Annotated in this window: 10 protein-coding genes; 9 read left to right on the top strand and 1 reads right to left on the bottom strand. The window is 47.8% G+C overall.

Going from position 1 to position 12,856, the window contains the following annotated elements:
* Window positions 1-107: 107 nt before the first annotated feature.
* The 9 genes from CWE11_RS00745 to CWE11_RS00785 all read left to right on the top strand — a co-directional run bounded on the left by CWE11_RS00745 (window position 108) and on the right by CWE11_RS00785 (window position 12,207).
* A complete protein-coding gene (locus tag CWE11_RS00745) occupies window positions 108-3,827 on the top strand; it encodes a nitrate reductase subunit alpha (RefSeq protein WP_126775692.1) in 3,720 nt (1,239 codons plus the stop codon).
* Between the two features lie 89 nt (window positions 3,828-3,916).
* Window positions 3,917-5,452 carry a nitrate reductase subunit beta gene (gene narH, locus CWE11_RS00750; protein ID WP_126775693.1) on the top strand — a complete coding sequence of 512 codons (1,536 nt, stop codon included), beginning with the start codon at window positions 3,917-3,919 and terminating at the stop codon, window positions 5,450-5,452.
* A gap of 4 nt (window positions 5,453-5,456) precedes the next feature.
* The gene (gene narJ / locus CWE11_RS00755; RefSeq protein WP_126775694.1) at window positions 5,457-6,200 is read left to right on the top strand and encodes a nitrate reductase molybdenum cofactor assembly chaperone; all 744 of its coding nucleotides are present in this window, start codon (window positions 5,457-5,459) and stop codon (window positions 6,198-6,200) included.
* Complete coding sequence (gene narI, locus CWE11_RS00760; protein WP_126775695.1) at window positions 6,197-6,880, top strand: respiratory nitrate reductase subunit gamma; 684 nt, start codon at window positions 6,197-6,199, stop codon at window positions 6,878-6,880. Before narJ ends, narI begins: the two co-directional genes overlap by 4 nt.
* 26 nt (window positions 6,881-6,906) lie before the next feature.
* The gene (locus CWE11_RS00765; protein WP_241971683.1) at window positions 6,907-7,722 is read left to right on the top strand and encodes a peptidylprolyl isomerase; all 816 of its coding nucleotides are present in this window, start codon (window positions 6,907-6,909) and stop codon (window positions 7,720-7,722) included.
* Window positions 7,723-7,907: 185 nt separating this feature from the next.
* Window positions 7,908-9,125 (top strand): alginate export family protein, encoded by a 1,218-nt coding sequence (locus tag CWE11_RS00770; RefSeq protein ID WP_126775696.1) that lies wholly within the window; start codon window positions 7,908-7,910, stop codon window positions 9,123-9,125.
* Between the two features lie 242 nt (window positions 9,126-9,367).
* Window positions 9,368-9,820 (top strand): anaerobic ribonucleoside-triphosphate reductase activating protein, encoded by a 453-nt coding sequence (gene nrdG, locus CWE11_RS00775; protein ID WP_126775697.1) that lies wholly within the window; start codon window positions 9,368-9,370, stop codon window positions 9,818-9,820.
* 16 nt (window positions 9,821-9,836) lie between these two features.
* Window positions 9,837-11,693 carry an anaerobic ribonucleoside-triphosphate reductase gene (nrdD, locus tag CWE11_RS00780; RefSeq protein WP_126775698.1) on the top strand — a complete coding sequence of 619 codons (1,857 nt, stop codon included), beginning with the start codon at window positions 9,837-9,839 and terminating at the stop codon, window positions 11,691-11,693.
* A 109-nt stretch (window positions 11,694-11,802) separates the two neighbouring features.
* Window positions 11,803-12,207 (top strand): ribonucleotide reductase subunit alpha, encoded by a 405-nt coding sequence (locus tag CWE11_RS00785; RefSeq protein WP_126775699.1) that lies wholly within the window; start codon window positions 11,803-11,805, stop codon window positions 12,205-12,207.
* A gap of 67 nt (window positions 12,208-12,274) precedes the next feature.
* On the opposite strand, the gene ubiT is transcribed toward CWE11_RS00785, so the two are convergent.
* On the bottom strand, window positions 12,275-12,787 hold the full coding sequence (gene ubiT / locus CWE11_RS00790; RefSeq protein ID WP_126775700.1) for a ubiquinone anaerobic biosynthesis accessory factor UbiT: 513 nt from the start codon (window positions 12,785-12,787) through the stop codon (window positions 12,275-12,277).
* Between the last annotated feature and the right edge of the window lie 69 nt (window positions 12,788-12,856).

Raw genomic sequence — 12,856 nt, forward strand, 5'->3', positions numbered from 1 at the left:
AGGATTCGGGCACTTTCAGCCTTGATTCAGATCAAGCATTATCGGGCACTAATCACCTAGTGTACTTCCTGAACTATGAATGCAGTAGCCCGACTGGAGTCTGAATAATGAGTCATTTACTCGATAAACTGCGCTTCTTTAAGTTAAAGAAAGAATCCTTTGCCGAAGGGCACGGGGTTCTTACTAACGAAGATCGCGCCTGGGAACAAGGATACCGCCAACGGTGGCAACACGACAAGGTCGTGCGCTCAACCCATGGCGTCAACTGTACGGGTTCGTGCAGTTGGAAAATTTACGTGAAAGATGGACTTGTCACTTGGGAAACCCAGCAGACCGATTATCCTCGCACACGCCCTGATTTACCGAACCACGAGCCGCGAGGATGTCCACGCGGAGCAAGTTACTCTTGGTATATTTATAGTGCGAATCGTCTTAAATACCCCAAAGTTCGCAAACAATTGATGAAGCTTTGGCGTGAGGCGCGCAGTAAACATAGTGACCCAGTGAACGCGTGGGCTTCGATCGTGTCGGATCCGAGCAAAGCAAAAAGCTACAAAGAGCGGCGAGGCTTAGGCGGCTTCGTACGTGCAAGCTGGGATGAAGTGAACGAGCTCATCGCTGCGTCAAATGTTTACACAACGAAAACATATGGACCGGATCGTGTCACTGGATTTTCGCCAATCCCCGCCATGTCCATGGTTTCGTATGCTGCGGGAGCCCGATATCTGTCACTGATTGGTGGTAACTGCCTCAGCTTTTACGACTGGTATTGCGATCTTCCCCCTGCATCACCGCAGATCTGGGGCGAGCAAACCGATGTGCCTGAATCGGCTGATTGGTACAATTCCAATTACATCATTGTTTGGGGCTCGAATGTGCCACAAACACGCACACCAGACGCACATTTCTTAACCGAAGTGCGCTATAAAGGCACGAAAACCTGCGTCATTACCTCTGACTATTCAGAGGCTTCAAAATTTGGCGATACCTGGCTTGCCCCGCGTCAGGGGACTGATGCTGCGCTAGCGATGGCATTTGGCCATGTCATTTTGAAAGAGTTCCATGTTGATCAACCAAGCGAGTATTTTACGGATTACGTGCGCCGCTACACTGACATGCCGATGCTCGTAATGTTGGAATCCCAAGATGACAAGCTAGTTCAAGGTCGTTTTTTGCGTGCCGCAGACTTGGTCAATAATCTCGGTGAAGAGAATAACCCAGATTGGAAAACTATCGCTATCGATCGTGATGGGGATCGTTTGGTCAGCCCGAATGGTGCAATCGGTTATCGGTGGGGACAGAAGGGTAAATGGAATCTTGAGCAGAAGGATCAGAAAGGGAATATCGATCTCCATTTGTCGCTCAAGGATCATGCTGATGAAGTGGTCGACGTTGCGTTTCCGTATTTTGGTGGAAAACCGCATGAATATGAGTATTTTCAGCACACGGATCACGATGAAGTTCAGCTACGAAAAATTCCAGCTAAACGCGTGCAATTAGCGAACGGCGAGACGGCACTGGTCGCCACAGTATTTGATTTGATGTTGGCAAACTATGGCGTAGACAACGGATTGAATGATCCGAATCGTGCACAAAGTTACGACGACGACGTGCCCTATACACCGGCCTGGCAAGAGAAAATTACTGGTGTGGATCCGAAAGATGTGATTCGAGTTGCCCGTGAGTTTGGCCGAAATGCGGACAAAACCAAAGGTCGCTCGATGGTGATTGTCGGTGCTGCATTAAATCACTGGTATCACATGGATATGAATTACCGTGGCCTGATCAATATGCTGATGATGTGTGGTTGTATTGGTCAGAGTGGCGGGGGCTGGGCTCACTATGTTGGGCAAGAAAAACTCCGTCCGCAGACTGGCTGGGCGCCTCTTGCTTTTGCACTCGATTGGCAACGCCCACCCCGTCATATGAATGGAACATCATTCTTCTACAACCATTCAAGTCAATGGCGGTACGAGAAGTTGGAAATGACGGAAGTTGTCTCTCCCTTGGCTAATCCGAATAAGTGGAAATCAAGCATTATTGATTACAACACTCGGGCTGAACGGATGGGCTGGCTGCCAAGTGCACCCCAATTGGGAACCAACCCACTCGGACTCGCGGCAGCGGCAAAAAAAGCGGGAATGGATGTCAAAGATTATGTGGTTTCCCAACTAAAAAATGGAAGCCTAAAGTTTGCCTGTGAGCAACCAGATAATCCACAGAACTTTCCGCGCAATATGTTTATTTGGCGTTCGAATTTACTGGGTTCATCCGGGAAAGGCCACGAATACATGCTTAAACACCTCTTAGGTACGAAGCATGGACTTCTCGGCAAAGATCTCGGCGACTTCGGCGGTCAGAAGCCGGAAGACGTTGAATGGGTAGATGAGGGCGCTGAAGGGAAAGTGGACCTTTGGGTTACCCTTGACTTCCGTATGTCCACCACGTGCTTGTATTCCGACATCGTGTTGCCAACCGCGACTTGGTATGAAAAAGACGACATGAATACTTCGGACATGCATCCATTTATTCACCCGTTAACCGCCGCGGTAGATCCAGTTTGGGAAGCTCGCAGTGATTGGGAGATTTTTAAAGGGATTGCCAAAGAGTTTTCGCGCGTGTGTCAAGGGCATCTAGGCGTTGAGCAAGACCTTGTTACCGTTCCGATGCAGCACGACACACCAAATGAATTGGCTCAACCGTATGGCGTGAAAGCTTGGTTTAAAGGGGAGTGCGATCCTATCCCTGGTCAAACGATGCCAAATCTAGTTCCGGTCGAACGAGATTATCCTAATACATACAAACGATTCACCTCGCTTGGCCCGCTTATGGACAAGCTTGGAAACGGTGGTAAGGGAATATCGTGGGATACCAAAGAAGAAGTCGAGTTCCTCGGAAAGCTGAATCGGACCCATGTGGAAGAAGGCGCGAATCAAGGGCGTCCGAAAATCGAGTCTGCGGTGGACGCCTGTGAGGTCATCCTTTCGCTGGCGCCCGAGACCAATGGTCACGTGGCCGTTAAAGCCTGGGGTGCATTGAGTGAATTCACGGGAAGAGATCATACGCACCTTGCGGTGCCTAAAGAGGAAGAAAAAATCCGCTTCCACGACATCGTGGCCCAACCACGCAAGATTATATCTTCACCGACTTGGTCTGGTTTGGAAGACGAACATGTCTCGTATAACGCGGGCTACACGAACGTTCATGAGCTAATCCCATGGCGGACCATTACAGGGCGTCAACAGTTTTATCAAGATCATGAATGGATGCGGGATTTTGGCGAAACGCTCTGTGTCTACAAACCGCCCATCAATCTCAAAACCGTACAGCCGATTTTGAATAAGCAACCGAACGGCAATAAAGAAATTGTGTTGAATTGGATTACCCCTCACCAAAAATGGGGCATTCACAGCACATACTCCGACAACTTGTTGATGCTGACACTGTCTCGGGGCGGCCCAATCGTCTGGCTCAGTGAAATCGATGCAAAAGCGGCAGGAATTGAAGATAACGACTGGATTGAAATCTTCAACGTCAATGGTTCGATCTCTGCGCGCGCGGTGGTATCCCAACGGGTTCCGGAAGGGATGAGCATGATGTATCACGCACAAGAGCGAATCATTAATACACCGGGGTCCGAGATGACCGGAACCCGGGGTGGTATTCATAACTCGGTGACTCGTGCCGTTATGAAACCCACACACATGATTGGTGGGTATGCGCAGCAGAGCTATGGCTTTAATTACTACGGCACTGTGGGCTGTAACCGTGATGAATTCGTGATTGTTCGCAAAATGAACAATGTGGATTGGTTAGACACCCCGTGAAGTGAACGCCCGGTCATCGCGACCGGGCAAACTTGTCCACTTGATAGGCCAAGGGTTCACAGGTATCACCGAATTTTAGGATGAAGATTATGAAAGTTAGAGCTCAGATAGGCATGGTGTTGAACCTCGACAAGTGTATTGGTTGTCACACCTGCTCAATTACCTGTAAAAACGTCTGGACCTCACGGGAAGGGGTTGAATACGCGTGGTTTAACAACGTAGAGACCAAACCGGGAGTCGGTTTTCCCAAAGAGTGGGAAAACCAAGAGAAATGGAATGGCGGTTGGGTTCGCAATAGCAAGGGCAAATTGCAATTGAAAATGGGTGGAAAGCTCCGGATTTTAGCGAATATCTTCGCCAACCCCGATCTACCTGCGATTGACGATTACTATGAGCCATTTGATTTTGATTATCAGCACTTGCATACCGCAGGCGATAGCAAGCACCAACCGGTGGCACGTCCGCGCTCGTTGATCAGCGGCCAACGGATGGAAAAGATCGAATGGGGTCCCAACTGGGAAGAGATTCTTGGGACGGAGTTTGCCAAACGAAAAGTTGATAAGAACTTTGATGAAGTGGTGCAAAAAGACATTTATGGACAGTTTGAAAAAACGTTCATGATGTATCTACCTCGTTTGTGTGAGCATTGTTTAAACCCTGCGTGTGTTGCGGCTTGTCCTTCAGGTGCGATTTATAAACGAGAAGAAGACGGTATTGTTCTGATTGATCAGGACAAGTGTCGCGGCTGGCGTATGTGTGTGTCCGGCTGCCCATACAAGAAAATTTACTACAACTGGAAAACCGGAAAATCGGAAAAATGTACTTTCTGTTTCCCTCGGATTGAAGCGGGTCAACCCACAACCTGCTCTGAGACCTGTGTGGGCCGAATTCGCTATCTCGGCGTGTTGTTGTATGACGCAGACAAGATTGAAGCGGCGGCAAACACTCCCAACGAGAAAGATTTGTATCAAGCACAGCTCGATCTATTTCTCGACCCCTTTGATCCCGAAGTGATCAAAGCGGCGCAGAAAGAGGGTATTCCGGAAAATTGGTTGAAAGCAGCTCAGCGTTCTCCGGTGTACATGATGGCGATGGAATGGAAAGTCGCGCTGCCATTGCATCCTGAATATAGAACACTGCCAATGGTTTGGTATGTTCCGCCGCTGTCACCAATTCAAACTGCAGTTGAAGCAGGGCATGTTGGTATGAATGGGGAGATTCCAGACCTTAAGTCGCTGCGCATTCCACTTCGTTATTTAGCGAATATGTTGACCGCGGGTGATGAAGCGCCGGTTGTTCGAGCTCTTGAGCGGATGATTGCAATGCGAGCTTACAAACGGTCGCAAAATGTTGACGGTGTCGAGGACTTCGAAGTCCTGAAACAAGTCGGCCTCACACCCAATCAAGTGGAAGAGATGTATCGCTACATGGCGTTGGCAAACTATGAAGATCGTTTTGTAATTCCAACAAGTGCGCGGGCCTATGCTGAAAATGCGTATGACCTGAAAGGCGATTGCGGATTTAGCTTCGGGAATGGATGTGGCAATGGTGAGAGCGGGCTAAATCTGTTTGGTGGTGATAAGAAAGGGGTGCGTAAAGTCATTCCCGTGGTGATGAAGGATTAATGTGATGCAAATTTTACATGCTTTATCGTTTTTGCTCGATTATCCAACTGCTGGTGTGATTGAAGCAAATCGTGATTTGCAGAAAATCATTTCAGAAAGCGCGCTACCGGGTGAGGATAAAAATGCGCTTAGCGACTTTCTAATGCAGCGCTGCAGCGGTGACTTAATGGAATGGCAAGCGGAATACGACAGCTTGTTTGAGCGCGGCCGCGCGCTCTCACTTCTCTTATTTGAGCACGTGCACGGGGAATCTAGGGATCGGGGCCAAGCGATGGTTAACTTGCTGAAGCAATATCGAGAGGCAGGACTCGAAATCGGCGTGCGCGAACTACCGGATTACATTCCGCTCTATTTGGAGTTTCTTGCTACGCAAGGAGATGAAAACGCCGAATTAGGGTTGCAAGAGGTCGCACATATCCTGGCGCTCCTCGCCGCACGTTTAGAACAACGTGACAGTAACTATGCCAGTATTTTTAGGGCGTTACTGGCGATGTCTGGGGTGAGTATTGACCTTGAAGACGTGCGGGAGCAAATCATTAACGAACAGCGCGACGATACGAAGGAAGCACTTGATAAAGTCTGGGAGGAGGAGATGGTGACCTTTGGGCCGGATGCAACCGCTGATGGATGCGCAAGTGCTGTCAATAAGCCGTCGGAAGGACAGCGAAAAGACCAACTAGTACCGATCTCATGGGCCGACTTCAAAGATGTAGGCCAGGGAGATGTCCAGCGAGGAAATGAATCATGAATTTCACCGATATGTTACTTTTCGGGATCTACCCGTACATTGCTTCCGTGATTTTTTTCGTTGGTAGCGCGCTTCGTTATGATCGAGAACAATTCACTTGGAAAGCACAATCCAGTCAAATTCTTGATAAAACCTACTTTAGAACGGCCAGTGTGCTCTTCCATGTGGGTATTATCATGATTTTCCTTGGACACTTTGCAGGACTCGTAATGCCTTACGAAGTTTGGAGTTTTCTGGGAATCACCCTTGCCCAGAAGCAGTTAATTGCGATGGGTGTCGGTGGATTCTTCGGCGCTATCTGCTTTATCGGGTTAACCATGCTGGTTTGGCGGCGGTTATTTAATCCTCGAGTTCGAGCAAGTAGCTCAGTCATGGATACCCTGATTTTGCTTTTAATTTACTGGCAATTGATCCTCGGTATCATGACGATCTTTGTTTCAACAGGCCATATGGATGGGTATGTGATGCAGGACCTTATGAGCTGGTCTCGGTATTTGCTGACTTTCCGTCCGGCGGAAGCAATTGAGTTCATGGCGGACATTCATTGGATCTACAAGGCTCATGTGTTCTGGGGAATCACATTGTTTGTCTTATTCCCATTTAGTCGATTGGTCCATATCTGGAGTGTTCCGGTGAAATACTTCGGTCGCAGTCACCAGATTGTACGTCGTCGCTATTGAAGATAAGGGCATACTGGATGCACAGTATGCCCATCCTGACTGGGGATCTGCAATTCACGGTCAATGAGGTGTTTATGATTTACGTTAATGAAACAGCAATTCCTGAACAAGCGATCTTGGCAGAAATGCAATACCATCCGGCCCCATCGCAAGAGGTGGCCATGAAGAAAGCAGCTGAGGCATTAGTTATCGGTGAGCTACTGAAGCAGCGTGCACAGGCACTTGGCCTTAAGGTTACGAGTGCAAAAGCACAGGCAGCGGAAAACGATTACATTGAGCGCTTAATTGAAAAAGAAGTTCACATTCCAGCAGCTACCGAGATTGAATGTGAGCAATATTTCCGAGCAAACCGCGAGCGCTTTACGACATCGCCTTTACTTGAGGTTCGTCATATTCTCTGCGCAGCAACTCCAGAGGACGATAAAGTCCGTATGGAAGCGCTCACCTTGGCCGAGGCAATCATTCAGCAACTACAAGCGGGCGGTGATTTCACCGGCCTTGCAAATCAGTATTCTGCGTGTCCCTCTAAGTCAACCGGGGGAAGTCTTGGGCAGATCAGTCGGGGACAAACGGTGCCGGAATTTGAGCGCATTGTCTTTGCCCTTGAGCCGGGTCTCTACGACTCGCCGGTTGAAACACGCTATGGCTTTCATATTGTTTGGGTTGAACGAAAGATTGCCGGACAACTTCTGGAGTATGCGCAGGTCAAAGAAAAAATCCGTGACTACTTGAATGAAAAAGTCCGACACAAAGCAATCGCTCAATATATTCAAACCTTGATTGGTGGTGCGACGATTGAGGGATATCAGTTTGAGCTCGACCACTCACCATTGATGCAGTAGCAAAGGATGCACGTTTGAGTTCATCTCGGCTCTCTCTATAACCCAGCTTATTGCTGGGTTTTTTCTACCTATACCATGGTAAAAGACGTACCTCATCGTCCTTTCAAACTACTCCTAAGGACACCAAAAAGCTGATGCCGCGTGTTCTAAAATGGTCACACGAAACCACCAAGGAGTGATAGTCGATGTATCGAACTGCCGGTCTTAATTTCTGTTGTTCCCTTTCGTGGCCCCTTGCCACAGTCGTTTTATTTATGGGCGTTCCGCATGCATTTGCCGCAGAGGAAGCTCATCTTTCGCCCAATCAGGTCAAGGTCGACTTACGCTATCGGCTTGAACACGTAGACCAAGATAACCTATTAGAAAATGCAGTTGCTTCGACGCTTCGAACGCGCGTGCTCGCAGAAAAGTCGGCTTTCTCTAATGTGCGTTTGTGGATTGAAGTAGATCACGTGGAGACATTGGGCGGGATGGGTTATAACGACACGGTCAATGGCATGGAGAGTCATTCCGTCGTTGCGGACCCTCGTGGTACCGATATAAATCAAGCGGCCGTTGCGTATCGCACTGAGATAGGAGAGCTAACGGCAGGTCGTTTCCGTATGAACCATCTAAATCAGCGTTTTCTGGGTGGGGTGGGTTGGCGCCAGAATGAGCAAACCTTTGATGGACTTCGGTTCAGCCGAAGCACCTCGTCAGATTTCTATGTAGATGTTGCACGCATTCATCGGGTAAATCGAATTTTCGGACCGAAAGGGCCTAATGCTTATGAGCGAGGCGCTTTATACGCGGGGTTGGTGACTTTTCCCTTGCAAAAAAATCATCATGTAGGCGCATTTGTTTATGATTTCGACTTTACAGACTGGAATATTCGCGACAGCCAAACCCTCGGAATGAACTATCACGGGAGTTTGAATCCGTTCTCGGTCCCAATAAAGCTCAGTGTCACATTCGCACGTCAAACCGACGCACACGATCAGCCTCTGTCTTTCTCCCACCATTACCACCGAGTGAGTGCTGAAGCCGAGTTGAAAAGAAAGGTTCATCTTGAGCTTGGGCAAGAGCGCCTTGCCGGAGATGGTCTTAGCGCTTTTCAAACACCATTGGCGACGCTTCATGCCTTCCAGGGATTCACCGATTTGTTTCTCGTGACTCCCCATGATGGATTGCGTGATACCTTTTCCCGCCTTCGTTTTGAGGCCTACGCAGTAAATTGGGGAATCGGGTACCATCGGTTTGTATCCGATAGAGCGAGCCGAGCGTACGGCGACGAGTGGAATTTGACGCTGAGTTATCAACTCCCTCAAAACGTGAATGTGTTATTTAAATATGCAGATTACCGAGCGAAGACCTTTGCTGTGGATACACGCAAGACTTGGTTAATGCTTAGCTACGCATTTTAATTACACTTAACCCTTTTCAAAAAAACCGACTTCGTGTCGGTTTTTTCATTTCCGATATCCCATGAAACAGCATCTACCTCTGACGAGGTATGGGATCCAGAAGGACTGGGGGGTCTAGCGAAGGTCCATGATCACAGGCATGAAAAGCTTGATCCAGATCAAGGGATTGAGCTCGCGATCACTTAGTGTAAGCACTACATATAGTGATAATGAATCAATAAAAACACAAGATGTGGTGTTTTATGCGGATTAGATATTCAGAAGAGCAGGTCGTTTGGTTAGAGGTGCCAGGAGAAACAACGCTCGCTTACACGATTACCGGATGTACGGTTGGATGCCGTGGTTGTCATAGCGTAGAAACCTGGCCAGCGCATCGGGGAGAGATTTTGAGTGAGCGGTATTTGGCTGCTCAGCTGGCGAGGTATCGGGGACTGATTACCTGCGTTCTCTTTCTCGGAGGCGAATGGTATCCCCGACAATTGCTCCAATTGCTCAAGCAGGTTAAGAACGAGGGATTAAAGACCTGCCTATACACCGGGCTTGAGAGCATTGATGAGTCACTCAAGGAACAATTGGATTACCTAAAGCTCGGTCCATGGATGGCGGAGCGTGGCGGGCTTGAGAACCGGGGGAGTAATCAGCGTTTTATTAATCTGCGAACGGGGATGACTGAAAACTATAAGTTTTGGTCCTAAGACCAAATTTCGAGCGATGAAAATAATAAGGGGAAAATCTATGTTGCGCTTATCCAATGAACAAGTGAATGGCAAGATCTCGTTTATTAAAAATTACCTTGATGCTCAAAATGCAGCAGATGGCTCAACCATGGATGCCAATGCGAATGTTACCCAAAAAAATGTGGCGACACTGGAATCTGAGATCATGAAGGACTTTTTCGTGCAGGTGAACCGAGGTTTAGTAAGTCAGAAAATTGCTAATCTTTTCGGGCAGGAACTTGCCGACGAATATGTCCGCCAGATAGAAGATCATGAGATCTACGTCCATGATGAAACAAGTCTAAAACCCTATTGCGTATCGGTCACCATGTATCCGTTTCTACGCGATGGTTTGACAAAATTAGGTGGAGAATCTCAAGGGCCAAAGCATATCGAGTCCTTCTGCGGAACTTTTGTGAACTTTGTTTTTGCCGTGAGTTCACAGTTTGCGGGGGCGGTCGCGACGGTCGAGTTTTTGACGTACTTTGATTATTTTGCACGAAAGGATTACGGAGATAATTATCTTGTCACCCACCGGCACGAAATCGCTAATCACCTTCAGCATGTGGTTTATGCATTGAATCAACCGGCCGCAGCACGCGGCTATCAAAGCGTTTTCTGGAATATTTCAATTTACGATCAACATTACTTTGACAGTATGTTTGGTGAATTTGTGTTCCCCGATTTCAGCAAGCCTGAGTGGGATTCGGTCGCAAAGCTCCAGGACTTCTTTTTGGATTGGTTCAATACCGAGCGCAGCAAAGCAATTCTCACATTTCCTGTCGTTACTGTGGCCATGTTAACTGAATCAGGACAGTGCAAAGATCAAGCGTTTGCGCGAGGAATGGCAGGACATATGGCAAAGGGAAGTTCGTTCTTTATTTATCTCTCGGATAATGCGGACAGCCTGGCGAGCTGCTGCCGTTTACGCAGTGAAATAGCGGATAATACCTTTTCGTATACCCTAGGAGCAGGTGGCGTGGCAACCGGATCGATTAATGTCATCACCATTAATATGAATCGTTTGGTTCAGGATGGGAGAGATTTAGCGCAGGAGATTTGTAAGATCCACAAATACCAAGTTGCATATCGAAAGATCATGGAGGAATACCTTGAGGCGGGACTTCTCACTGTCTACGACGCAGGATTTATTAGCCTGGATAAGCAGTTCTTGACTATCGGCATTAATGGTATGACGGAGGCAGCTGAATCTCAGGGAATTCAGGTGGGGAATAACGAGGAATACAAAGCGTTTGTGCAGCGTCATTTAAAGGTTATTTATGACGCGAATAAAGAAGCCAAAACAAGCTATGGTTATATGTTTAATACGGAATTTGTACCCGCAGAGAATCTCGGGGTTAAGAATGCAAAATGGGATCAGAAGGATGGATATTTTGTTCCACGAGCGTGTTACAACAGTTACTTTTATACGGTTGAAGACGATCGTATTCATGCGCTGGATAAGTTTATTTTGCACGGTCGAGAATTGATTGAATATCTCGACGGTGGTTCGGCACTGCATCTTAACCTAGATGAAAAATTGAGTACCGATGGATATCTAAGCTTGTTTAATCTCGCCGCGAAAACTGGGTGCAACTATTTTTGCATCAATGTGCGAATTACTATTTGTAACCTGTGTGCTCATATCGATAAACGAACCTTAAATCGGTGTTCCGAATGCGGAAGCGAGGACATCGATTTCGGTACACGGGTGATTGGGTACTTAAAACGAGTCTCTGCGTTCAGTGAGGGACGTCGCAAGGAACACGCATTGCGCCATTATCATCGCGAACATCGAGCTGGCGACGCAAGCAGCGAGGCGCGCGAGCAGCCAGTATCTGAAATCGCTTGACCTACCTATAAGGGGGGAGGGGCTCCCCCTTATGCTTCGTGCTGTTTTTGAGCTCACTTTGTTACACTTTAAGCATATCATCGGCGCCCACTGAGGAACGAAGACACTCATGCAACTAAGCAGTTATCACGATTTTATTCACGCGGCAAAATCGCAAAATGAGCCGCAACGGCTACTTTTTGTGTTTGCAAAAGCGACCATGCCAGACCACGCAACTGACGACCAAAAGCGTCGTTTTGAGCAGGGTGAGGGGGGGAATTTAGAGCCGGTGTTGTGTGTGGATAAATTGCCGGATGAGGTTGCCGATTTCGATGTGCTGATCGCTGAATCAGCCGAAACGGGTAAAGATTGGGATATTGCGTTCGCCGCAAGTATGAGCGGTTTAATTGGTATTCCTCCTACACCGGAACAGGCTGAGCAGCCTTTAAAAATGATGGTTGAGAGTATTAAAAGTGGGAATATTGCTAATTTTCTCGCGTTTAATCGTCAGGGGGAATTACTCCGGATTCTATGATCTGACGTTTAGAGATGCCGCCATCGGCCGAGCGCTCGATGGCGGCTTTTTTATTGACGTCTCGGTTTTATTGCGTGGAGTACGCTTGAACCTTCTCGCCAAAGGATTTTACCCAAGATTGAGTCAATGATGGAAGTCGAGTGTGGAGCTCAACGGTATCAAGTAGGTTCTTCACATGGAGGCCTAGCTCCGTGTCACCGGTCATACGCAGGCGACGCCGAAAGAACAGTGTGTCGGGGTCCACTTGCTGTGTGATAAGCAGACTAAAGGCAAAGAAATCACCTGTGAGTGTCACATCGGCATTTTGGACTGAGAGGGGCGTTGTATTCGCTTCTACCACTAAACCAGATTCATTGCGTTCAATGCGCAAATGTAAATCAAGGTCTTGAACAATCACCGCAACACTTCTCCCAAACATAAAATCTAGCTCCTGTTGCTCTATTTGTGGGGCGAGAATGTAATTCAGTGCGGATTGCAGCGAGCGATTTAAGGGAAATCGAGGAGCATATCGTACCGCATGTTTAAGCCCACGAGGTAGGCCAGGTACTACTTTGTGAGTAATCCAATTTATATCGAACATTCAAAGGCTTCCGAAGATTATTTGCGTACAATAACGATACGTTTTTAGGGCGCTAGGTTTCTTATTCTA

Source organism: Aliidiomarina sanyensis, from assembly GCF_003987175.1.
Lineage (GTDB): Bacteria > Pseudomonadota > Gammaproteobacteria > Enterobacterales > Alteromonadaceae > Aliidiomarina > Aliidiomarina sanyensis.